Here is a 20,970-nt window from a genome sequence, read left to right as displayed (position 1 = left end):
GAGCCCGGCCGGACGGCCGGGCTTCTTCTTTTTCGTTTCGCATCCGGAGACATTCAGCGCGTGGCGTTGATCGACTGCAGCACCGCTTCGCTCGGCCAGCAATCGACCTTGAGCCCTGCCTTCTTCTGATAGGCGCCAAGCGCTGCGCGCGTCAGCATCCCTGCCTTGCCGTCGATCTTGTCCTTGTAGAGCCCGACGCGCGTGAGCCCCTGCTGCATCGCTTCGACGTCAGCTGTGCGAAGCTGCGTCGACGCCGACCAGGAAGTCGCAAACGGCAGGGGACTTTTCATGCGGTCAGAGAGATGGCCGACGAACAGTACGTAGAGGTCGGAGAAGTTGTATTCCTTGATGACGAAGTAGTTCTTCGTGGTGAGGAAGGCCGGGCCGTAGATGCCTTCCGGCTGCAACAGCGATGCCGATTGCGCCCGTTCGGCCGCGCCCAGCTTTTGCCCGCGCACGGGCACGAAGCCCGCACGCAGCCACTCGCCGATCGGCTTCGTCACTTCGGGCACGCCGATGGTGCAGTCGACGTTTGCCGGGGCCTTGACCTCGTAGGCCCAGCGCACGCCGCTCTGCCAGCCCTTGCTGACGAGCTGCCGGGCCGCGGAGGCAAGCGCATCCGGCACCGAGTGCCAGATGTCGACCCTGCCGTCGCCGTCGAGGTCGACGCCATGCTTGTAGAATTCCGATGGCAGAAATTGCGTGAGCCCGGTGGCGCCGGCCCAGGACGCGCGCATGTCCTTGCGCGCCACCACGCCGTCGCTCAGCATCTTCAGGGCGAGGATGAATTCGTTGCGATATTTGTCCTTCCGCCGGCCGACATAAGCCTGCGTAGCCAGGACGCGAATCTCATCGTAAGGCAACGTGTAGCGGCCAAAGTCGGTCTCGCGGCCCCAGATCGCGAGCACGATGCTGGCTGGCACACCGAAGCGGGATTCGATCGCATCCAGCGAGCGCCGATATTGCTGCATCAGCTTCTGGCCCCGCTCGGCGAGCCGCGTGATGCTCGCTTCCTTGATGTAGTCGGCCGGCACCTGCACGAACTCGGCCTGCGACGGTGCGCCGGTCGCCGGACGCCCGGGCAGGATCAGATCGGGTAGCTTGTAATCGGGCTCGAGCCCTCGCGTTTCCGCATCGAACGTCGCGCGCGACACGCCGGCGGCTTGTGCGTCCGGCCAGAGCGAAGCAATGAATTGTGTGAAGGCGGCATCCGCGGCACGGGCAGGCGAGGACCCTGAGATGATCGCTGCGAGAAAAAGTGCACACGCACCGGCTCTCATTTCACCGCCACGATGAAAATCCGCGGAAAGCGAAACAGCACCTTGCCATCGGCCTGCGGTTGATAGGCGGCCACCACGCGTGCGGTGTATTCGACGAGATAATCCTTGCGCTCGGCCGTCTCCAGCATTTCCAGGAACGGCCGCAAGCCCGTGCCCTTGACCCATTCGACCACTGAAGCCGCGTCATCGAGGACGTGGTTATAGATCGTGTGCCAGATCTCGATCTGCGTGCAGAGCGGGCTCAGTGCGTCATAGTAGCCGCCCGCTGTCGGCAATTCGTCACGCGCGCGCGCCTTCTCGGAGAGCTGCTTGGCCCACGGTCCCTGCTGGGCGACCTCGCGCATCAGAATATGCGCCGGCTCATTGAGGCTGTCGGGAAGCTGCACCGCGAGCACGCCGCCTTGCGGAAGCTTGGCGAGCAGCCGCTGCAACTGCTTCAGATGGCCCGGCACCCACTGGAAGATCGCGTTGCCGAACAAGAGGTCGGTCCCGTCGGGTGGTACCCAATGGGCGACATTGGTCTCGATGAAGGTCTGCTTCGGCAGACGCTCGCGCGCCTGGCGCAACATTTCGGCAGAGGTGTCGATGCCGATGACGGTGGCGTTGGGCCAGCGCCTGACCAGAAGCTCGGTCGAGTTGCCAGGACCGCAGCCGATGTCGACGATCTGGTACGGATCGGAAATTGGAATCTGCGCCAGGAGGTCGCGTGACGGGCGCGTGCGCTCGTCCTCGAATTTGAGATACTGCTCCGCGCTCCAGTCCGCCATCAGCTATCCATCTATCGCGTCAGCTTCTTGTACTTCACCCGGTGCGGGATGATCGAGTCCTGACCGAGCCGGCGCATCTTGTCCTTCTCATAGTCCTGGAAATTCCCCTCGAACCATTCGACATGGCTGTCGCCTTCGAACGACAGGATGTGGGTCGCGATGCGGTCGAGGAACCAGCGGTCGTGGCTGATGATGACGGCACAGCCGGCAAAATCCTCCAGCGCCTCTTCCAGTGCGCGCAGGGTGTCGACGTCGAGATCGTTGGTGGGCTCGTCGAGCAGCAGCACGTTGGCGCCGGAACGCAGCATCTTGGCCATATGCACGCGGTTGCGCTCGCCGCCCGAGAGCGCGCCGACTTTCTTCTGCTGGTCGGCGCCCTTGAAGTTGAACGACGAGCAGTAGCCGCGCGAGTTCACTTCCTTCTTGCCGAGCGGGATCAACTCGTTGCCGCCGGAAATCTCCTCCCACACGGTCTTGTTGGCCTCGAGATCGTCGCGCGACTGGTCGACATAGCCCAGATGCACGGACTCGCCAATGGTGATCGTACCCTTGTCCGGCTGCTCCTGCTTGGTGATCATGCGGAACAGGGTGGTCTTGCCGGCGCCGTTGGCGCCGATGACGCCGACGATGCCGCCCGGCGGCAGCTTGAAGGTGAGATCGTCGATCAAGACGCGGTCGCCGTAACCTTTGCTCAAGCCCTCGAAGTCGATGACGTTCTGGCCGAGCCGCTCGGCGACGGGGATGATGATCTGCGCGGTCTGGGTCTGCTTCTCGCTCGCCTGCTTGAGCAAGTCCTCATAGCGCGTATAGCGCGCCTTGGACTTGGCCTGACGCGCCTTGGGCGAAGCCGCGATCCATTCCTGCTCGCGGGCGAGCGTGCGCTGGCGCGCCGCTTCCTCGCGCCCCTCCTGCTCCAGCCGCTTCTGCTTCTGCACAAGCCAGGAGGAATAGTTGCCCTCATAGGGGATGCCGCGGCCGCGGTCGAGCTCGAGGATCCATCCCGTGACGTTGTCGAGGAAGTAGCGGTCGTGGGTGACGATCAGGATCGCGCCGGGATAGTTGCGCAAATGGCCTTCGAGCCAGGATACGGACTCCGCGTCGAGGTGGTTGGTCGGCTCGTCCAGGAGCAGGAGGTCGGGCTGGTCGAGCAGCAGCCTGCACAGCGCGACACGGCGGCGCTCGCCGCCAGAGAGCTTGGTCACGTCGGCGTCGTCCGGCGGGCAGCGCAGCGCGTCCATTGCCTGGTCGACCTTGCTGTCGAGATCCCAGAGGCCCTGCGCCTCGATCTCGTCCTGCAGTTTTGTCATTTCGTCCGCGGTCTCGTCGGAGTAGTTCGCGGCAAGCTCGTTATACCGCTCCAGGATCGCCTTCTGCTTGGCGACGCCCTGCATGACGTTCTCGCGCGCCGAAAGCTTGGGATCGAGCTGCGGCTCCTGCTCGAGATAGCCGACACGCGCCCCCTCGGCGACCCAGGCCTCGCCGGTATATTCCTTGTCGAGGCCGGCCATGATCTTGAGCAGCGTCGACTTGCCCGAGCCGTTGACGCCGAGCACGCCGATCTTGGCGTCCGGATAGAAGCTTAAGTGGATGTTATCGAGCACCTTCCGGGTCGGGTAGCTCTTGGTCAGACCCTGCATGAAATAGACGAACTGGCGAGCCATCGCGATCCCTGGGAAACGAGCGGATTTGAGGAAATTTTGCTGCGGCTCATGTAGCCGCGCAGGCCCTAAAGGGCAACCGCGGGAGGGCCGTTTTCTCTTCGTTCACCACGCATGAATACGGGTCCGATACCATGTGTGGCGGAGATCACGACAATTGAAACTGCATTTTAATAAATCAGGCGAAAGCTCGTTTTCGGCGCACAAAAGCGCATCCAAGCGGCAAAAGCCGCGAACCGAAAACAGTGAGCCAGCGTCATGGCGACGACGATTTCAACCACCCTCTCCTCACCGGCGATCGGCCGGAACGGACGGGACTCTTCGACCGGCTTCAGGGCCCTCTGGCGGCAGTTCTTCGCCCGCGCCTTCGACCCCTATCGGCCGGAACTGCACTATATGCGCGGACCCGGGCCCGCCTGGCGCGCCAAGTACGGCGACCAGGCCGCGTTCCGGCTCAAATCCGACATCTGAGGACGCGCGGCATACGCGCTTTTGAAGCCGCAAGCCGCTTGCGCGCGAAAGCACGGCGCGCAACCATGGCGACCTTTCCCGACGGCGCTTTCGCTGCCGTCCTTCTCGCCATGAACGGACTTTTCCCATGACGCGGCTGCGCTGTGCAATCCTTGACGACTATTTCAAACTCTCGCTGACCTCCGCAGACTGGTCCAAGATCACCGACCGGGTCGAATTGACGGTCTTCGAGAAGCCGTTCAAGTCCGAGGGCGAAGCAGCCGCGGCGTTGAAGGATTTCGAGATCATCCTGGCGATGCGCGAGCGCACCGCGTTTCCGCGCTCGCTGTTTGGGGCACTCCCGAAGCTCAAGCTGATGATCACCTCGGGCATGCGCAACGCCGCCATCGATTTCGACGCGGCCAAGGACCACCATGTGGTCCTGTGCGGCACCAACTTTGCCCGCGATCCGACCGCGCCGCTCGCCATGGGCCTGATCCTGGAATTGACACGCAATATTGGCCGTGAAAACGCGCGCATGCACGCAGGCCAAGCCTGGCAGGCTCATCTCGGCATCGAGATCGAGGGCCGCACGCTTGGCGTGATCGGTCTCGGCAAGCTCGGCACCAAAGTAGCCAAGCTTGGGCAGGCCTTCGGCATGAAGGTGATCGCCTGGAGTCCGAATCTGACGCCGGAGAAATGCCAGGAAGCCGGCGTCACCTACGCCTCCAAGGAGGAGCTGTTTTCAACGGCCGACGTCGTCACCATCCATGTGGTGCTGGGCCCGCGCTCGCGCGGCCTGGTCGGCCGCGAGGAGCTGTCGCGCATGAAGCCGACCGCCTACATCGTCAACACCGCACGCGGGCCGATCATCGACGAGGCGGCGCTCCTGGAAGTGCTGCAGCAGCGGAAGATCGCGGGCGCCGGCATCGACGTATTCTCGGTCGAGCCGCTGCCGGTGGATCATCCCTTCCGCAAGCTCGACAACATGGTGATCACGCCGCACCTCGGCTACGCCACCGAGGAGATCTTCCGCGGCCACTACACCCAGATGGTCGAGGGCATCGACGCCTGGTTCAAGGGCGAGCCGCTGCGGCGACTGGCGTAATGAAAATCGCCCCTCGCTTTTCGAGAGGGGCGATTGGAAATCCTCAAGTTGTCCGGGCTCAGCGCACCGTGACCGGCGCGGGCAGCGGTGGCACCACCGTCGGCTGACCGTAGCCGGGGGCGGCCGAAGCCTGCGCTGGCTGTGCGGCTGACGGTCCGGGCACCGGGGCGGCGGAAGCGGTCGCCGTAGCCGTTCCCGGCGGCGGGCCACCCGGCAGCACGACCACCCGGGTGCCAACCTTCACGCGATCGAACAGGTCCGAGACATCCTCGTTCAGCATGCCGATGCAGCCCGAGGAGACGAACTTGCCGATGGTCGAGGGCTGGTTGGTGCCGTGGATGCGATAGACCGTATTGCCGAGATACATGGCGCGCGCGCCAAGCGGATTGCCCGGGCCACCGGCCATGAAGCGCGGCAGATAGGGCTGCCGGTCGATCATCTCGCTCGGCGGATACCAGTCCGGCCATTCCTTCTTGCGCGTGATCTTCTGCACGCCGGACCAGGTAAAGCCGTCGCGCCCGACACGCACGCCGTAGCGGATCGCCCGGCCATTGCCGAGCACGTAGTAAAGATAGGTATTCGACGTATCGACGACGATCGTGCCCGCCGGCTCTTTCGTGGCGAAATTGACTTCCTGCCGGCGCAGGTTCGGTGCCAGTTGGGCGGGCGCCGCATCGGGCTGCTCTTCCGGCGGAAGCGCTGCAATCGTCACCGGTCGCCCATCGGGCGCTGCGGTCGGCTGCTGCTCAACCGACCCAGTCACCGCCGGCGCCGGGCCACCAGGCCCGACGGCCTCGGGCGGACGCGGCGCGTTGGGATCGCCATAGGCTTGGTTCGCATAGCCTTGGTTGGGGTATGCTTGGTTGGCGTAGCCTTGGTTGGGGTATCCTTGGGGCGCGCCCGGCGGGCGATCCCCATAGATCACCGGCGGCGGACCGGCCGGGCGGCCGTAGCGCGGATCGTTCGGAGACATCACCGGCCCCTGCGGCACCGCGTTGGCGTAGCGCGGGTCATCCGGCGACAGAATCGGACCAGTCGGAGCACGTGGCGGCTGCGCCGCCGCATTGGCCTGATCGTCCTGCAATTGATCGAAATTCGGCCGGCGATCATCCGAGGGATAAGCGGGCGGATAAGACTGCGGCGCCTGCGAATAGGTCCCCTGGGGAACCGGATAGGTCTGCTGAGCGTGGACAACCGACAGCGTTGCCGCGCCAGCCATCACGACAGCAGAGATCATCAGCGAACGGGTGATCGTCATCTTTTCTGTATAGTCCCCAAGGCGACACCGGGCCGTTAACCGCACATTGCGGAAGATCGCGGCGCATTCAAGACAAATCCTGCTGACTTGTGCCTGATTTCCATAAATTGTGATGTTCCATCAACGGCGTGGCGCCAAAACCGCAATTGGAGCCAAAATCGCATCGACAGGCGCCGTATACCATCTTCAGCAACGTTTTTTAACAAACGCTGAACATGGCTTGCGGTATCCTCGAATCGAGCCTGATTCGCGGCGGCGAACGAGGGCCGATCCACCTCCAGCAGTAGTCACCGCGTTCCTCTTTGGCTCCAGGGCCCGGCGGCAAGCCTGCCGAGGCGGAATCGCATCCAGAAATGCTCCCAGGTATCCGTTTCCTGTTTGCCGCCATCACGCTGTCGGTCTCGATTCTCGTTTTCGGCCTGGGCGCCGCGGCGCTGCTGCGGGCCGCGCATGAGGAATTCTCATCAGACTCGTCCTGGCGCGCGGCGCCGGAGCCGCCGCTGCTTGCGCAACAGAGCGAGCCGGCCCAACCCGTCCTTGCCATGCTGCGAGCCGATCCGCAGCCCGCGCCGCACGCGAATCCTGACATTCCCGCCGCCAATGCGCCGGCTGGCCAGCCGCTGACGGACTCACCCGCGGCATCCGCCCCCGCCGAGCCGGAATCGGTGGTTTTGGTCGCACCCGAAATGCCTGACGTTACAGCGTTGACCGCGCCAGAGGCACCCCCGCCAACGGCAGATTCGACGACAGCGACGCCGGCGTCGGGCGCGCGTGACGCGACCCCTGCGCCTGCCATCGTCGAGCCGTCCGCTCCCATCGCGGAGACCAAGGCCGCGGTCGTCGAAGCGGCCAGGCCAACCGCAAGCGATGCGGCACCCGCAGCCGCGACTGATACGCCTGTCCCGACGGTCGCGGAAGGTGAGCCTGCCAAGGATGAGCCGGCGGCCGCTCCCGCTTTGCCCGCCAGCGAGACCACGACGGCCAAGACCGCCGCAGTCGAAGAGGAGAAGCCGGAGGCAAGCGCAGCGGCAACCGATACGCCTGTTCCGAAGGTTGCCGAAAGCGAGCCCGCCGAGGACGAGCCGGCGGCCGCTCCCGCCTTGCCCGCAGGCGAGACCACGACGGCCAAGACCACCGCAGTCGAAGAGAAGAAGCCACCGGCAAGCGATGCGTCACCCGCAGCCGCGACCGATACGCCTGGTCCGAACGTCACTGAAAGTGCCAAGGACGAGCCGTCGGCCACGCCCGCGTTGCCCGCAGCCGACACCGCGAAGACCAAAGCCGTAGCGGTGGGCGAGCCGACGGCGAAGGCCGCGCCGTCAGCGCTCAAGGAGGCGGACGACAAGCCGGACCGGAGCGCCGACAAGGCGCGGCTGCGCGCGGACGCGAGGGCGGAAGCACGGAAGAAAGCGCGTCGCAGGTTGGCGGCGCTGCGGGCGCGCGCGGCGCGCCAGCAGGCACTGGCTCAACAGCAGCCGTTCGGCGTGTTCGCGCAGCAGCCGACGCCGGCGCTTACTCCGACGCCGCCACGTACTCGGAAGCAACGACCGACGCCGGCGGCTAATCCGTAAAGCGCGCGGATCAGGCCGGGCCGGTCGCGATCGGCGGCCCGCCCGCCTGCCCCCATTCCGACCAGGAGCCGTCATAGAGCGCGGTGTCGGTGATGCCGAGGCGATAGAGCGCGATCGTCAAGGCTGCGGCCGAGACGCCCGAGCCGCAGCTCGTGACGATCGGCGCATCGAGCTTCACGCCGGCGCCGGAAAACGCCTTGCGCAAATCCTCGAGCGGCTTCATCGCACCGGTCGCGGCGTCGAACAGGGTGTTGTAGGGCAGATTACGGGCACCTGGAATGTGTCCGGAGCGGATGCCCGGCCGCGGCTCCGCCGCGCGTCCCTCGAAACGTTCGGCCGCACGTGCGTCGATCACCTGCTCGGCGCGGCTTTCGACATTGGCGATCATCTGCTTGACACTGCGCACGCGCTTCGGATCGTAGGATGCCTTGAAAGTCGCGGGCTTTGGTTTCACTTCGCCGCTCTCGACCTTGCGGCCCTCGGCCCTCCACTTCTTCAGGCCGCCATCGAGCACGCGTACGTCGCTGTGGCCGTAGGACAGGAACATCCACCACGTTCGTGGCGCGGCAACCCAGGTCCCGGAATCATAGACCACTACGGTGTCGGCATTGCTGATGCCGAGTGCGCCGACGTCGCGGCCGAACTGCTCGGCGCTCGGAAACATGTGCGGGAGCGGATTGGCATGATCCGACACCGCGTCCACGTCGAAGTACACGGCGCCGGGAAGATGTGCGGCGAGGTAATCGTCCTTCGGCAGCGGCAGCACACCCGGCAATTTGAATGTGGCGTCGAGGACTTTCACATTCGCCTCGCCAAGATGCGCGCCGAGCCATTCGGTGGAAACAAGGGGGTCGCTGGTGGCACTCATCAGAAGCTCTCCGACGTCTTCTCAAATCGTCATGGCCGGACTTGATCCGGCCATCCATCTTTTTTGAAAGGATGGGCACGCGGGTCCCGGCTACGCAAGTGCTTCGCCGGGCTTTCAGTCACGTGGTCGGCGAAGCCTCTTGGCGAAGCCGGCAAGCCCGCGAGCGACGAACCTCAGCCCTTCTTCTTCGGCTCCCACTTCTCCACGGGCCCCCCGGCATCGCGCCAGGCGGCGAAACCGCCGCCCATATGGGCGACCGGCTTCAGGCCCATGTCCTGCGCAGTCTTGGCCGCGAGCACCGAGCGCAGGCCACCGGCGCAATGGAAGATGAATTTCCTGTCCTCCTGGAAGATCGGCTTGGCGTAGGGGCTCGCCGGATCGATCCAGAACTCCAGCATGCCGCGCGTGCAGGAGAAGGCGCCGGGGATCCTGCCCTCGCGCTCGATCTCCCGGGGATCGCGGATGTCCACGATGACGATGTCCCTGTTCGACGCGAGCTTGATGGCGTCAGCCGCGCTGATGGTCTCGATCTCGGCATTGGCCTCGTCGACCAGCGCCTTGATGCCGCGGTGAATGGTCTGGGGCATGGGCCTCTCCCTTGGTTTTATTGGCGCGCTGTCGAGGCACGCGTCACGTGTGAGGCTTACCGCACCAGCTGCTTCATCGCATTCTCCAGACCCTCGATCGTGATCGGATACATGCGCTGCGAGAAGATGCGGCGGATGATGGTGGTCGATTCCGAATAGTCCCAGTGCTTTTGCGCCACCGGATTGAGCCAGACCGCATGCGGATAGGTGCGCGCGATGCGGTCGAGCCAGACCGCCCCGGCCTCCTCGTTGACATGCTCGACCGAGCCGCCCGGCACCATGATCTCGTAGGGCGACATCGAGGCGTCGCCGACGAACACCACCTTGTAGTCATGCGGATATTTGTGGAGCACGTCCCAGGTCGGCGTGCGATCGGTGAAGCGCCGCTTGTTCTGCTTCCAGACGCCCTCATAGAGGCAGTTGTGGAAGTAGAAATATTCCATGTGCTTGAATTCGGTCTTCGCGGCGGAGAATAGCTCCTCGACCTGCTCGATATGGGAATCCATCGAGCCGCCGATGTCGAAGAACACCAGGACCTTGACCGCGTTGCGCCGCTCGGGGCGCATGACCACGTCGAGATAGCCGTGGTTCGCCGTTTCCTTGATGGTGGAATCGAGGTCGAGCTCGTCGGGCGCGCCGGTGCGGGCGAACTTGCGCAGCCGTCTCAGCGCGATCTTGATGTTGCGGATGCCGAGCTCGACATTGCCGTCGAGGTCCCTGAACTCGCGCCGGTCCCACACCTTTACCGCGCGGTTGTTGCGGTTCTTCTCCTGGCCGATGCGCACGCCTTCGGGGTTGTAGCCATGCGCGCCGAAAGGCGAGGTGCCGGCGGTGCCGATCCACTTGCTGCCGCCCTGGTGGCGGCCCTTCTGCTCAGCAAGGCGCTTGCGCAGCGTCTCCATGAGCTTGTCCCAGCCCATGGCCTCGATCTGCTTCTTCTCTTCCTCGGTGAGATATTTTTCGGCGAGCTTCTTCAGCCACTCCTCGGGGATCTCCGCCTTGTCCATGGCGTCGAGCAGGCTTTCCAGCCCCTTGAACACGGTGCCGAAGACGCGGTCGAACTTGTCGAGATTGCGCTCGTCCTTCACCAGCGCCGCGCGCGACAGATAGTAGAAATTCTCGACCGTCTGCTCGGCGAGATCGGCGTCGAGCGCCTCCATCAGCGTCAGATATTCGCGCAAGGTCACGGGGACCTGGGCATCGCGCAGCGAGGTGAAGAATTGCAGGAACATGGACTACAGATTGCCCGTCGCATGGTGAACGTCAAGGGTGGAAGCTGTGGCCCTGAGGCCTAGACCAGCAGGCTTTTTCATCTAGAATTGCCCCATCAGCGGTTTTGGCAGGGGTTTTCCCAAATGGGTATCATCGCAGCGCTCGTGATCGGCGCGATCGCCGGCTGGCTCGCCGGCTTGATCGTGCGCGGCGCCGGGTTCGGACTGATCGGCAACATCGTCATCGGCATCCTCGGTGCGCTGGTCGCAAGCTGGATCCTGCCGCAGCTCGGCGTCATGCTCGCGTCCGGTACGCTGGGCTCGATCCTGGACGCGACCATCGGAGCTGTTATTATACTCGTCATATTATCCCTGGTCAGGCGCGCCTGACGCATCCCCCCATTCCCGAAAACGCAGGCTGTTTCGGCTGGATTTTCCTGCTAAAGGCGGAGCGGAACCGCTGCGCCCCGAGAATCCTTTACCAAGCGCCCGAACGAGGCAAGAATAGATGAAGTTTACCGGCACCAAGGATTATGTCGCGACCGAGGACCTCAAGGTCGCCGTCAATGCCTCGATCGTGCTCGAGCGCCCGCTGCTGATCAAGGGCGAGCCCGGCACCGGCAAGACGGTGCTGGCCGAGGAGGTCGCGAAAGCGATCGGCGCGCCGCTTCTGACCTGGCACATCAAGTCGACCACCAAGGCCCAACAGGGCCTCTACGAATATGACGCGGTCTCGCGCCTGCGCGACAGCCAGCTCGGCGACGCGCGGGTGTCCGACATTTCCAACTACATCAAGCGCGGCAAGCTGTGGGATGCCTTCACCAGCGCGAAGCGCCCGGTGCTCCTGATCGACGAGATTGACAAGGCCGACATCGAGTTTCCGAACGACCTCTTGCTCGAGCTCGATCGCATGGAGTTCTTCGTCTACGAGACCGGCGAGAACATCAAGGCAAAGCTGCGCCCGATCGTGATGATCACCTCGAACAACGAAAAGGAGCTGCCGGACGCCTTCCTGCGCCGCTGCTTCTTCCACTACATCAAGTTTCCCGACGCCGAGACCATGAGCCGGATCGTCGACGTGCATTTCCCGGGCATCAAGAAGCGCCTGGTCGAGGAGGCGCTGCGCATCTTCTTCGAAGTGCGCGAGGTGCCGGGGCTGAAGAAGAAGCCGTCGACCTCGGAGTTGCTCGACTGGCTGAAACTCCTGCTCAACGAGGACATCACGCCGGAGATGCTGCGCGAGCGCGACCCGCGCAAGCTGATCCCGCCGCTGCACGGCGCGCTCCTGAAGAACGAGCAGGACGTGCACCTGTTCGAGCGGCTGGCGTTCCTGAGCCGGCGCGAGGTGTAGGCCCATTCGTCATTGCGAGCGAAGCGAAGCAATCCAGACCTTTCCGGAAGGTGGATTGCTTCGTCGCTTACGCTCCTCGCAATGACGACGTTGCCGGTTAACCCAGTTAAGCCACCGCCGCTTCCGGCAGCTTCACCGCCTCCGGCGCCGCCTTGCCGCGGACCAGATCGGAAGCCTTGTCCGCGATCATCATGGTGGACGCATTGAGGTTGGCGGAGATCATGCGCGGCATGATCGAGGCGTCGATCACGCGCAGCCCTTGCAGGCCATGGACGCGAAGCTGATCATCGACCACAGCCCCGCTGCTTCCGGCAGGGCCCATGCGGCAGGTGCAGCCGGGATGGAAGGTCGTGGTGCCGCGCTGAGTGGCGGCTGCCAGAAGCTCCTCGTCGCTCTGCACCGTGGGTCCGGGGAAGTCCTCGTAGTCGTAATATTGCGCGAGCGGCTCGGACTTGAGCAGACGCCGCGCGAGCTTCAAGCCGGCCACGACGACGCGGCGGTCGAGCTCATGTGTGAGATAGTTGGTCTGGATGATCGGCGGCGCAAGGGGATCGGCCGATCGGATGCGGACATAGCCGCGGCTCTCCGGCCGCTGCTGCCAGGATGCCACCGTCATGCCGGGCTCGTCCTCGAGCTGTCCCTGCACCCCCTCCTTGTAGCTTGCCGGCGTGAAGGTGAGCTGCAGGTCGGAACTCTCGGCGGTCTCGCCCGAATGCCAGAAGCAATAGACCATGGTCGGCGACAGCGAGAGCAGGCCGCGCCGCGTCGTCGCCCATTTCAGCGCCTCGACCCAGAGATGCCAGCCCTGCCGAAGCTCGTTGATGGTCTGAATGTTCTTCACGCGCGCGACCGAACGCGGCGCATAGTGATCCTGCAGGCCCTCGCCGACGCCGGGCAGCGCGTGGCGCACCTCGATGCCGTGCGATTTCAACAGCTCCGGCGAGCCAACGCCCGACAATTGCAGGAGCTGCGGTGAATTGTAGGTGCCGCCGGACAGGATCACTTCCTTGCTGGCGCGCACCTCCATCGGCGTGCCGCCACGGCCGCCCTTGAGAAAGCGCACGCCGACGGCGCGCTTGCCCTCGAAGATGATGCTGGTGGCATGCGCGTGGGTGCGCACATGCACGTTCGGCCGCTTGCGCGCCGGATGCAGGAACGCCTTGGCCGCGCTCATGCGCAGGCCTTTTTCGATGGTGCGCTGGCAATAGGAGACGCCTTCCTGGATGGCGCCGTTGTAATCGGGATTTTTGGGAATGCCGAGACTGACCGCGCCGGCCATGAAGGCCTCGCAGAGCGGGTCCTTCCAGTCCATGGTCGTGACGGTGAGGCTGCCGTCGCGCCCGCGATAGGTCTCATCCCCCTCGCCGACCCGCCGCTCCAGCCGCTTGAAGTAAGGCAATATGTCGGCATAGCCCCAGCCGCGATTGCCCATCTGCGCCCAGGTGTCGAAATCCTGGCGCTGGCCGCGGTTATAGATGTGACCGTTGATCGAGGACGAGCCGCCGAGCGTCTTGCCGCGCGGCGCGTAGATGCTGCGGCCGCCGGTATAGGGACCGGGCTCCTGCTGGTAAGCCCAGTTGATGCTCTTCATGTGGAAGGTCTTGATGAAGCCCGCCGGCAGGTGGATGTAGGGATGCCAATCGCTGGGGCCGGCCTCGAGCACGCAGATCGTGGTGTTACTGTCTTCGCTGAGGCGGTTGGCGAGCACGCTGCCGGCGGAGCCGGAGCCGATGATGACATAATCGAACGTTTCCATCGTTCCCTTTATCTCTTTTTTCGTTGGAGCGCGGTTAGTCCCGCGGCTTGTCGTTGAGCTGATAGGTCAAATGCGCCTTCACGGTCGGCCATTCGGACGCGATGATCGAGAAGACCACAGTGTCGCGCAGCGTGCCGTTCGGCGCAATCTGGTGATTGCGTAAAATTCCGTCCTGTTTGGCACCCAGCCGCTCGATCGCCCGCCGGCTCTGATGGTTGAAGAAATGGGTGCGGAACTCGACCGCGATGCAGTTGATGGCTTCAAAAGCGTGCCCTAGCAACAACAATTTGCACTGGGTATTGAGCGGTGTGCGCTGCACGCGCTTTGCATACCAGGTCGAGCCGATCTCGACGCGGCGGTTGGTGGCATCGATGTTCATGTAGGTGGACATGCCGGCGATCCGGCCTGCGGCATCGAAGACCGTGAATGGTAGCATCGATCCCGCCTTCTGCAGGCCAAGCCTCCGGTCGATTTCCTTGGTCATGTCCTCCGGCTTTGGCACGAAGGTATACCAGAGCTTGAAGAGCTCGCCGTCTTTCACGGCCTCGACGAGCCCCGCGTGATGGTCGTGCGACAACGGCTCGAGCCGCGCATGCTCGCCGCGCAGGGTGACAGGTTCAGGCCAGGGCATCACAAATCTCCTTGCTTCACTTCCGCCATCGCGAGGATCGCGGGCGGTGAAGCTCTCCAGCTATGGCCATTCAAGGACGCTTCGAAAGAGCCAGATTCGAAAATTCGGGGGTGCTGGACGTCACTTGTTAAGGAAATTCAGCGGCAGCCCCGGTCGCGACCAGTCCATCGCGACCAGCTCACCCTTGCCCGAGAGCGTGATGTAGGCGGTCTTCAGACCGGGTCCGCCGAAGGCGATGTTGGTGGTGACGCGGTCGCCGGTCGGCACCTGCTCGACCAGCGTGCCGTCCGGTGCGATCACCGAGATGCAACCCGAGATCAGGGTAGCGACGCACACATTGCCGTTCGCTTCGAGGGCAAGCGAATCGAACATCTGGTAGCCGCCGAGGCCCGCGATCGGCTTGCCGCGCTCGCCGCGATAGATCACCTCGCGCGGTTTGAGCGTGCCGGGCGCGGAAAGCTCATAGGCCCACAGCCGCGCCGTCGGCGTCTCCGCGACATAGACGGTGTTCTCATCCGGTGACAGGCCGATGCCGTTGGCCGGCAGCACGCCGAACACCACCTCGACGATCTCCTTCATGCCCGGTTTGAGGTAGTAGACCCCGGCGGCATCCATCTCGCGATGGCGGCGCTTGCCAAGGTCGGAAAACCACAAGCCGCCATGCCTGTCGAACACGAGATCGTTCGGCCCGCGCAAGCCGTGCTCGCCGCACTTGTCGACCACGGTCTCGACCTTACCGCTCTGCAAGTCGACGCGCTGGATCGAGCCGCCGCGATAATCGTCCGGCTGCGGGCCAGGCATGATCATGTTGCGCGTCGGAATCCAGGTGAAGCCGCCATTGTTGCAGACATAGATCTTGCCGTCGGGACCGAGGGCCGCGCCGTTCGGCCCGCCCGGCATCTGCGCGACCACTTCCTTGCGACCATCGGGATGAACCCGCGTCAGCCGCTGCCCGCGGATCTCGACCAGCACCACCGAGCCATCGGGCATGACGACCGGCCCCTCCGGAAATTCGAGGCCGGTGGCGAGAACGCGAACATTGCCCATGAAAATCCTCCCGCTTCTTCTTGGCTGCAGGCGGATTTTGCGAAAAGCCCCCGCGCACGCAACGGATCGTCGCTGCCGTTATGGCAAAGTGGCGGGGGATTGCCAAGCAAGCGCAGGCGCTCGCAAGGCTGCGTTGCAGAGAGATTAGCTCTTGATCGGCACCCAGATCTCGAGGCCGCCATTGCCGGTCACAGGATCGAACTTCTCGTCATAGCGCTCGAAGTTGGGCGCATCGGCGACCTCGTGGCCCGACGCCGGCAGCCAGTGATTCCAGATGGTGTTGACGGTGCGGCGGATCGTCGAGATATGGTCGCTATGGGTGAAGACCGCGTATTTTTGCGCTGGGATGCGGACGCGGCTGAACTCGCGCGGCAGGTCGGAGAAGTCGGCAACTTCGACGCCGGCGATATAATCGAAATTGCCGGAATCATCGCTGTTGCAGCAAACGCCGTAGGCAATAGTCCCGTTTCGGGCGGGGACGTTGTCGATGGTCTGATGGAAGCGATGCCACAGGCCGGGAATGCCGGCGCTGCTCTCGCAATTGATGCGCTCGCCGACACCGGCAATCAGCATGGCCTTGCCGGTCTCGAAACGGGGCGGTGCGATTTTGTCCAATGCGGTGGAATCCATGAGGATCGGCTCCTGAAGCTTGAGTTTGTCGAGACACGTCGTGGCGCGAACGGATTCGGGCGTGACCCCGAAATGGTCGCGGAACGCGCGGGTGAATGCTTCGTGGGAGCCGTATTCCGCATCCAGCGCAACGCGCAGGATATCGGGTGCACCGGCTGCGAGCGCGCGCGCCGCCTCAGTGAGACGGCGGGCACGCACGTAGCGCATCACCGAAAAGCCGGTCGCGGCGGCAAAGGCCCGCACGAGATGGAAGCGCGAGACTCCCGCGACTTCCGAAATCTCGTCGAGCGTCAGCGGACCCGCGAGATGGCTTTCGACATACCACAGCGCCTTTTGCGCAGGATTCATGGATCACGGCCTTTCCTTCCGAAGCGCGCTGATCATGCCCGCATGAGGACGATGGCGCTTGACCGGCGTTGCTGCGGAACGGCAAAAATCCACCGCGCAATCGGGCCTTCGTTGTTCCGGGGTGATGCGTCACCACCGTGCCCGGAATGACGCAGGTGACGTTGCGTACGATGGCCAAAAACAGACGAGAAACAACCATGAAAATCACCAATGTCCGCGCGCATCACATCCGCATTCCCTATGATGCAGGGCCGGCGAGCTTCCGCCAGGGTGCTTCGGCCATCTCTGCGCTCGACATGGTCGTGGTCGAGGTCACGACCGATGGCGGCCTCACCGGCTGGGGCGATGCCTTTGCCTGTGTCTGCCCACGCACCACCTGCACCGCGGTCGACGAGATGATCGCGCCGCAAGCGCGCGGCCAGGACGTGCCGGAGCCCGAGAATATCCCCAGGCTGATGGAGCAGATCCAGCGCAACCTGCATCTGTTCGGCCGCTACGGCATCACCATGTTTGCGATCTCCGGGCTCGACATCGCGTTGTGGGATCTCGCCGCCAAGATCAATGGCGTGCCGCTGCATCGACTGATCGGCGGAGCGAAGCGCGCGAAGATTCCGGCTTACGCGAGCCTGCTCCGGATCGGCAAGCCGGATGCGATCGCCGGCGAATGCGAGGGCGCGCGAAAACGCGGCTATTCGGCGATCAAGCTGCATGAGACCACCACGCCCGCGGTGTTTGCCGCGCGTCAAGCGATCGGCGACGGCGTGCCCTTGATGGTCGACATGAACTGCCCGCTCAGCGGCAAGGATGCGATTGCCTTTGCGCATGCCTGCCGCGACGCCGCGCCCATGTTCCTGGAAGAGCCGGTCTGGCCGCCGGAGGATTTCGCGACGCTGGCGCAGGTGCGCAGGCAAGGCGGGCTCGATATTGCGGCGGGAGAGAATGCCTGCACCGAATATCAGTTCCGTCAGATGATGAACGCCGGCGCCGTCAGCCACGCGCAGCCTTCGGTGATCAAGGTTGGCGGCATCACCGAATTCCTGAAAGTGGCCGCCGCAGCCGACGAGCTTGGCGTGACAATCATTCCACACTCGCCCTATTTCGGGCCCGGCTTCCTCGCGACGCTGCAACTGATGTCGGTGCGCGGCGAAGGCTATATCGAAGCCTTCTATATGAAGCGCGCCGCCAACCTGTGGCGCGACCGCGTCGATGTCGACGCCAATGGCAACATCGCAGTGCCGGAAGGCCCCGGCCTCGGCTACGAGCCGGACCTCAACGTGATGGAGCAGTATCGGGTGTCGTGACGCGCCCGCGGTCACTTGACCCCTTTTTTCGCCGCCGGGATATCCTTCGGCGGCACATCGGCCTTCTTCTTCAAATCGTCGGCCATCTGCCTCTCGGCGGCCTGCATATCGGTGACCACCTTCTGCAGCGCCACGACCGTCGCCTTCAGCGCCTCGATCTGCCGATTGGCGGCGTCGATCTTCTGCTGATGATCGGCGTTGAGCTTGTTGAGCGTCTTCTGCAGGAAGTCCACATTGCTCTGCAAGCAAGACGTGCGCCGCTCCATCGTCTTCTCGACCGTGCAAATCTCGATGCCCGGAACATCCTGCGCGTGAACTGGTTCTAGCGGTATCGCGATCAGGAGCAGGAGGGCAAGCACGGCAGCAAGATTCTTGAAACCCATCACATCCTCGCGTTCACGGGCACGCCTCACACCAAATTGAGCGGGCGCGGGGAGCGAGAGATATCACATTGCTACCTCATTCCGGCGCTGTGATTTGCAGGTGGCGGTGGGACGAGGAAAGCGGGCGGGAATTTTCAGATGCGGCGCGGCGCGCCGCGCATTTAGGGGAATAGATCAAATGGCAACACGCGAACGAAGACTGGCGGAATTCGATGGCGCAGGGGTGCCGCCACCGGGTCTGCCGGTCCAGGTGCTTTGCGAGGACCACAGCGGAACCTATCAATTGCCGTTCTCATGCCACTACCTGGATGGCCGGTGGCACAATCACGAATCAGGCGGGATGGTCGAGGCGACCGTTGTGGGATGGCGCATGCCGCGGCATTAGCGGCGAAGCCGGCCGCCGTATCAAAATGCGACGGCTCGCCACCGGCTTTTAAGATTCGGAACGCGGTGCGAACGAATCGCGCCCGAATCAGCGGCCGGGGCCCGTACTCATCTGTTCACGGCTAGATGTCGGCGCGCCGCCAACGTGGCGCACCACATCGAGTACAAGTGCGGTTTTGCGCAAGCCAAGGGCCGGCGAGAAACGTTAATCGTGGCGGCGACGTCGCTTGGCCGGATCATGCGCTAATATTCGACATCGAGCTCCTCGATTTCGTCGGGCTCGGCCTTCGCGGCCTCGACCCATTCGATCATCTCGGGCATCGCCATGACGGCGTCGGCATAGGCCTTCAGTTGCGGCTCGAGCTTCACGTCATAGGTGATGAAACGCGTCACGACCGGCGCGTACATCGCGTCCGCCATGGTGTGCTCGCCGAACAGGAACGGCCCACCGGATTTGGCGAGGCATTCGCGCCAGATCGTGCAGACCCGATCGATATCGGCCTGGGCGCGGGTCCAGATCTTGAAGCCCGGGAAATGGCCCTTCAGATTGACCGGCAGCGATGCCCGCAGTGTCGTGAAGCCGGAATGAATCTCGCCGCAGATCGCGCGACAATGCGCTCGCTCGATTCGATTGGCCGGGAGCAGCCGGGCCTCCGACATGACCTCGTTGAGGTACTCGCCGATCGCGAGCGTATCCCAGATGATGGCGCCGTCATGCCTGAGGCACGGTACGAGGATGGTGGGCGAGAGCAAAAGGATCTCCGCCCGCGCGGACGGATCATCCGGTGCGATGGCGACTTCCTCGAACGGCAGGCCGGAAAACCTGGTCATCAGCCAGCCGCGCAGCGACCACGATGAATAGTTCTTGCTGCTGATGGTCAGTGTCGCCTTCGCCATAAGCTACCCCTCAATGCTTCGACGCAACCCGAGAGCGTGGACGCCCCCGGCGAGTGCCGGTTCCCTGTGCGACTTCGCGCAGTATGCAGCAAGGCACATGCCAATTCACAGGGGCGATTTGACTCCGCTCCGGCTTCGATATTGCATGGCAATATGGGGATGGGCGGGGGTGAATGATGTCAATGCTTTATCAGGCCTATCAGAACCACATGGACCTCACCCAGCCATGGCGGTCAGGGGCCGCATCGGCGGCGCGCTACCTCAATCTGATCCCGCAAGGCCTCTCCGACAGGCTGTTCCCGCGGCTCGCGGCGGCGCTCGAATTGATCTCGCGTTCCTCCCTCACCTACACCCGCCCGGCTTACGGCATCGACCGCGTCGCGGTCGGCAACCGCGAGCTCGCGGTGAAGGAAGAGGTGGTCCAGGCGACGCCATTCGGCTCGCTGTTGCGCTTCAAGAGAGAGAGCGCGCCCGAGCAGCCGCGGGTGCTCCTGGTCGCACCGATGTCCGGTCATTTCGCCACGCTGTTGCGCGGCACGGTGAAGACGCTGCTGCAGGACCACGACGTCTACATCACCGACTGGCACAACCCGCGCGACATTCCCTTCAGCGCCGGCCGTTTCGGCCTCGACGATTACACTCAGCATCTCATTGATTTCCTCGGCCATCTGGGGCCGCGCGCGCACATGGTGGCGATCTGCCAGCCGTCGGTATCGGCGCTGGCTGCTGCCGCGATCATGTGCGAGGACAATCATCCCTCGCGCCCGGCGACGTTGACGCTGATGGCGGGACCGATCGACACCCGCATCCAGCCGACCAAGGTCAACGAATTCGCCAAGAGCAAACCGCTCAAATGGTTCGAGCGCAACCTGATCAGCTACGTGCCGTTTCAGTGCAAAGGCGCGTTCCGGAAAGTCTATCCGGGCTTCGTGCAACTTGCCGCCTTCGTCTCGATGAACCTCGAGCGCCACATCAAGCAGCATGTGGACCTGCACAATCACCTGGTGAAGGGCGAGAAGGAAAAGGCCGCGGTCATCAAGACTTTCTATGACGAATATTTCGCGGTCATGGATCTGCCGGCAGAGTTCTACATCGAGACCGTCCGCGACGTGTTCCAGGATCATCTCTTGCCACTGGGCAAGCTCACCTTCCGCGGTCGCCCGGTGAACCCGGCCGCGATCAGGCGCATGGGCCTGATGACGGTCGAAGGCGAGAAGGACGACATCTGTTCGATCGGACAGACGCTCGCAGCACAGGAGCTCTGCACCGGCGTGCGCGCTTATCGCCGCGTTCACCACATGCAGGCCGGCGTCGGGCACTACGGCGTGTTCAGCGGCAAGAAGTGGAATAGCGAGATCTATCCGCTCTTGCGCGATTTCATCTACGTCAATTCGTGAGCCTGTTACGCACCCTCCACGTCATTGCGGGGAGCGCAGCGACGAAGCAATCCAGACTGTTCCCGCGGAGAAAGTCTGGATTGCTTC

At 63.7% G+C, this 20,970-nt stretch carries 21 protein-coding genes; 8 read left to right on the top strand and 13 right to left on the bottom strand.

Annotation, left to right across the window (positions count from 1 at the left end):
• Positions 1-53: 53 nt before the first annotated feature.
• Genes VKR55_RS06965 through ettA form a run of 3 tightly spaced genes read right to left on the bottom strand, consistent with a single transcriptional unit; the run spans position 54 to position 3,708 of the window.
• The gene (locus VKR55_RS06965) at positions 54-1,280 is read right to left on the bottom strand and encodes a lytic murein transglycosylase (RefSeq protein WP_324401111.1); all 1,227 of its coding nucleotides are present in this window, start codon (positions 1,278-1,280) and stop codon (positions 54-56) included.
• The gene (gene tam, locus VKR55_RS06960) at positions 1,277-2,047 is read right to left on the bottom strand and encodes a trans-aconitate 2-methyltransferase (protein ID WP_324401109.1); all 771 of its coding nucleotides are present in this window, start codon (positions 2,045-2,047) and stop codon (positions 1,277-1,279) included. Before tam ends, VKR55_RS06965 begins: the two co-directional genes overlap by 4 nt.
• Positions 2,048-2,058: 11 nt before the next feature.
• The gene (gene ettA / locus VKR55_RS06955) at positions 2,059-3,708 is read right to left on the bottom strand and encodes an energy-dependent translational throttle protein EttA (RefSeq protein WP_324401107.1); all 1,650 of its coding nucleotides are present in this window, start codon (positions 3,706-3,708) and stop codon (positions 2,059-2,061) included.
• A 255-nt stretch (positions 3,709-3,963) separates the two neighbouring features.
• On the opposite strand from ettA, the gene VKR55_RS06950 reads away from it, so the two are divergent.
• Together VKR55_RS06950 and VKR55_RS06945 are read left to right on the top strand one after the other, a co-directional pair.
• On the top strand, positions 3,964-4,176 hold the full coding sequence (locus VKR55_RS06950; protein ID WP_324401105.1) for a hypothetical protein: 213 nt from the start codon (positions 3,964-3,966) through the stop codon (positions 4,174-4,176).
• A gap of 127 nt (positions 4,177-4,303) precedes the next feature.
• On the top strand, positions 4,304-5,263 hold the full coding sequence (locus VKR55_RS06945) for a D-2-hydroxyacid dehydrogenase family protein (RefSeq protein ID WP_324401103.1): 960 nt from the start codon (positions 4,304-4,306) through the stop codon (positions 5,261-5,263).
• Positions 5,264-5,321: 58 nt separating this feature from the next.
• Here the strand turns inward: VKR55_RS06945 and VKR55_RS06940 are convergent, their stop codons facing one another.
• A complete protein-coding gene (locus VKR55_RS06940) occupies positions 5,322-6,521 on the bottom strand; it encodes a L,D-transpeptidase (RefSeq protein ID WP_324401101.1) in 1,200 nt (399 codons plus the stop codon).
• A gap of 353 nt (positions 6,522-6,874) precedes the next feature.
• On the opposite strand from VKR55_RS06940, the gene VKR55_RS06935 reads away from it, so the two are divergent.
• A complete protein-coding gene (locus tag VKR55_RS06935; RefSeq protein WP_324401099.1) occupies positions 6,875-8,092 on the top strand; it encodes a hypothetical protein in 1,218 nt (405 codons plus the stop codon).
• A gap of 10 nt (positions 8,093-8,102) precedes the next feature.
• Here VKR55_RS06935 and sseA read toward each other — a convergent pair whose 3' ends face one another.
• The 3 genes from sseA to VKR55_RS06920 form a co-directional block, all read right to left on the bottom strand.
• Entirely contained in the window at positions 8,103-8,960 is an 858-nt protein-coding gene (gene sseA, locus VKR55_RS06930; protein WP_324401097.1) for a 3-mercaptopyruvate sulfurtransferase, read from the bottom strand.
• Positions 8,961-9,133: 173 nt separating this feature from the next.
• The gene (locus tag VKR55_RS06925) at positions 9,134-9,547 is read right to left on the bottom strand and encodes a rhodanese-like domain-containing protein (protein WP_324401095.1); all 414 of its coding nucleotides are present in this window, start codon (positions 9,545-9,547) and stop codon (positions 9,134-9,136) included.
• 56 nt (positions 9,548-9,603) lie between these two features.
• Positions 9,604-10,779, bottom strand: a complete 1,176-nt coding sequence (locus VKR55_RS06920; protein ID WP_324401093.1) for a vWA domain-containing protein — start codon at positions 10,777-10,779, stop codon at positions 9,604-9,606.
• 123 nt (positions 10,780-10,902) lie between these two features.
• Between VKR55_RS06920 and VKR55_RS06915 the strand changes: the two genes are divergently transcribed.
• Positions 10,903-11,148 (top strand): GlsB/YeaQ/YmgE family stress response membrane protein, encoded by a 246-nt coding sequence (locus VKR55_RS06915; protein WP_324401091.1) that lies wholly within the window; start codon positions 10,903-10,905, stop codon positions 11,146-11,148.
• A 118-nt stretch (positions 11,149-11,266) separates the two neighbouring features.
• The gene (locus VKR55_RS06910; protein WP_324401089.1) at positions 11,267-12,109 is read left to right on the top strand and encodes an AAA family ATPase; all 843 of its coding nucleotides are present in this window, start codon (positions 11,267-11,269) and stop codon (positions 12,107-12,109) included.
• A gap of 106 nt (positions 12,110-12,215) precedes the next feature.
• Here the strand turns inward: VKR55_RS06910 and VKR55_RS06905 are convergent, their stop codons facing one another.
• From VKR55_RS06905 to VKR55_RS06890, 4 genes are all read right to left on the bottom strand, one after another.
• On the bottom strand, positions 12,216-13,865 hold the full coding sequence (locus VKR55_RS06905; protein ID WP_324401087.1) for a GMC family oxidoreductase: 1,650 nt from the start codon (positions 13,863-13,865) through the stop codon (positions 12,216-12,218).
• A 34-nt stretch (positions 13,866-13,899) separates the two neighbouring features.
• The gene (locus tag VKR55_RS06900; RefSeq protein ID WP_324401085.1) at positions 13,900-14,496 is read right to left on the bottom strand and encodes a GNAT family N-acetyltransferase; all 597 of its coding nucleotides are present in this window, start codon (positions 14,494-14,496) and stop codon (positions 13,900-13,902) included.
• Positions 14,497-14,616: 120 nt separating this feature from the next.
• Positions 14,617-15,543, bottom strand: a complete 927-nt coding sequence (locus VKR55_RS06895; protein WP_324401083.1) for an SMP-30/gluconolactonase/LRE family protein — start codon at positions 15,541-15,543, stop codon at positions 14,617-14,619.
• 144 nt (positions 15,544-15,687) lie between these two features.
• On the bottom strand, positions 15,688-16,521 hold the full coding sequence (locus VKR55_RS06890; RefSeq protein ID WP_324401081.1) for an AraC family transcriptional regulator: 834 nt from the start codon (positions 16,519-16,521) through the stop codon (positions 15,688-15,690).
• A 197-nt stretch (positions 16,522-16,718) separates the two neighbouring features.
• Here VKR55_RS06890 and VKR55_RS06885 point away from each other — a divergent pair, with 197 nt between their 5' ends.
• Positions 16,719-17,822 carry a mandelate racemase/muconate lactonizing enzyme family protein gene (locus VKR55_RS06885; RefSeq protein ID WP_324401079.1) on the top strand — a complete coding sequence of 368 codons (1,104 nt, stop codon included), beginning with the start codon at positions 16,719-16,721 and terminating at the stop codon, positions 17,820-17,822.
• 11 nt (positions 17,823-17,833) lie between these two features.
• Here VKR55_RS06885 and VKR55_RS06880 read toward each other — a convergent pair whose 3' ends face one another.
• On the bottom strand, positions 17,834-18,205 hold the full coding sequence (locus VKR55_RS06880; protein ID WP_324401077.1) for a hypothetical protein: 372 nt from the start codon (positions 18,203-18,205) through the stop codon (positions 17,834-17,836).
• Positions 18,206-18,383: 178 nt separating this feature from the next.
• Between VKR55_RS06880 and VKR55_RS06875 the strand changes: the two genes are divergently transcribed.
• Positions 18,384-18,590, top strand: coding sequence for a hypothetical protein (locus VKR55_RS06875; protein ID WP_324401074.1), 207 nt, complete (start codon positions 18,384-18,386; stop codon positions 18,588-18,590).
• Positions 18,591-18,832: 242 nt separating this feature from the next.
• Here the strand turns inward: VKR55_RS06875 and VKR55_RS06870 are convergent, their stop codons facing one another.
• The gene (locus VKR55_RS06870; RefSeq protein WP_324401072.1) at positions 18,833-19,486 is read right to left on the bottom strand and encodes a glutathione S-transferase family protein; all 654 of its coding nucleotides are present in this window, start codon (positions 19,484-19,486) and stop codon (positions 18,833-18,835) included.
• A gap of 173 nt (positions 19,487-19,659) precedes the next feature.
• Between VKR55_RS06870 and VKR55_RS06865 the strand changes: the two genes are divergently transcribed.
• Entirely contained in the window at positions 19,660-20,883 is a 1,224-nt protein-coding gene (locus VKR55_RS06865; RefSeq protein ID WP_324401070.1) for a polyhydroxyalkanoate depolymerase, read from the top strand.
• The last annotated feature ends 87 nt before the right edge of the window (positions 20,884-20,970 follow it).

This window comes from Bradyrhizobium sp., from assembly GCF_035309285.1.
Classification (GTDB): domain Bacteria; phylum Pseudomonadota; class Alphaproteobacteria; order Rhizobiales; family Xanthobacteraceae; genus Bradyrhizobium.
Note: the sequence above shows the minus strand (reverse complement) of the source record. Positions and strands in the feature narration are given on the sequence as shown.

What these genes read in the sequence shown, in the direction of transcription:
- VKR55_RS06935 (WP_324401099.1), top strand. Translation starts at nt 6,875, where the DNA reads ATGCTCCCAGGTATCCGTTTCCTGTTTGCCGCCATCACGCTGTCGGTC.
- VKR55_RS06915 (WP_324401091.1), top strand. Translation starts at nt 10,903, where the DNA reads ATGGGTATCATCGCAGCGCTCGTGATCGGCGCGATCGCCGGCTGGCTC.
- VKR55_RS06925 (WP_324401095.1), bottom strand. Translation starts at nt 9,547, where the DNA reads ATGCCCCAGACCATTCACCGCGGCATCAAGGCGCTGGTCGACGAGGCC.
- sseA (WP_324401097.1), bottom strand. Translation starts at nt 8,960, where the DNA reads ATGAGTGCCACCAGCGACCCCCTTGTTTCCACCGAATGGCTCGGCGCG.
- VKR55_RS06865 (WP_324401070.1), top strand. Translation starts at nt 19,660, where the DNA reads ATGATGTCAATGCTTTATCAGGCCTATCAGAACCACATGGACCTCACC.
- VKR55_RS06880 (WP_324401077.1), bottom strand. Translation starts at nt 18,205, where the DNA reads ATGGGTTTCAAGAATCTTGCTGCCGTGCTTGCCCTCCTGCTCCTGATC.
- VKR55_RS06965 (WP_324401111.1), bottom strand. Translation starts at nt 1,280, where the DNA reads ATGAGAGCCGGTGCGTGTGCACTTTTTCTCGCAGCGATCATCTCAGGG.
- VKR55_RS06870 (WP_324401072.1), bottom strand. Translation starts at nt 19,486, where the DNA reads ATGGCGAAGGCGACACTGACCATCAGCAGCAAGAACTATTCATCGTGG.
- VKR55_RS06875 (WP_324401074.1), top strand. Translation starts at nt 18,384, where the DNA reads ATGGCAACACGCGAACGAAGACTGGCGGAATTCGATGGCGCAGGGGTG.
- ettA (WP_324401107.1), bottom strand. Translation starts at nt 3,708, where the DNA reads ATGGCTCGCCAGTTCGTCTATTTCATGCAGGGTCTGACCAAGAGCTAC.
- VKR55_RS06895 (WP_324401083.1), bottom strand. Translation starts at nt 15,543, where the DNA reads ATGGGCAATGTTCGCGTTCTCGCCACCGGCCTCGAATTTCCGGAGGGG.
- tam (WP_324401109.1), bottom strand. Translation starts at nt 2,047, where the DNA reads ATGGCGGACTGGAGCGCGGAGCAGTATCTCAAATTCGAGGACGAGCGC.
- VKR55_RS06900 (WP_324401085.1), bottom strand. Translation starts at nt 14,496, where the DNA reads ATGCCCTGGCCTGAACCTGTCACCCTGCGCGGCGAGCATGCGCGGCTC.
- VKR55_RS06940 (WP_324401101.1), bottom strand. Translation starts at nt 6,521, where the DNA reads ATGACGATCACCCGTTCGCTGATGATCTCTGCTGTCGTGATGGCTGGC.
- VKR55_RS06945 (WP_324401103.1), top strand. Translation starts at nt 4,304, where the DNA reads ATGACGCGGCTGCGCTGTGCAATCCTTGACGACTATTTCAAACTCTCG.
- VKR55_RS06950 (WP_324401105.1), top strand. Translation starts at nt 3,964, where the DNA reads ATGGCGACGACGATTTCAACCACCCTCTCCTCACCGGCGATCGGCCGG.
- VKR55_RS06905 (WP_324401087.1), bottom strand. Translation starts at nt 13,865, where the DNA reads ATGGAAACGTTCGATTATGTCATCATCGGCTCCGGCTCCGCCGGCAGC.
- VKR55_RS06885 (WP_324401079.1), top strand. Translation starts at nt 16,719, where the DNA reads ATGAAAATCACCAATGTCCGCGCGCATCACATCCGCATTCCCTATGAT.
- VKR55_RS06910 (WP_324401089.1), top strand. Translation starts at nt 11,267, where the DNA reads ATGAAGTTTACCGGCACCAAGGATTATGTCGCGACCGAGGACCTCAAG.
- VKR55_RS06890 (WP_324401081.1), bottom strand. Translation starts at nt 16,521, where the DNA reads ATGAATCCTGCGCAAAAGGCGCTGTGGTATGTCGAAAGCCATCTCGCG.
- VKR55_RS06920 (WP_324401093.1), bottom strand. Translation starts at nt 10,779, where the DNA reads ATGTTCCTGCAATTCTTCACCTCGCTGCGCGATGCCCAGGTCCCCGTG.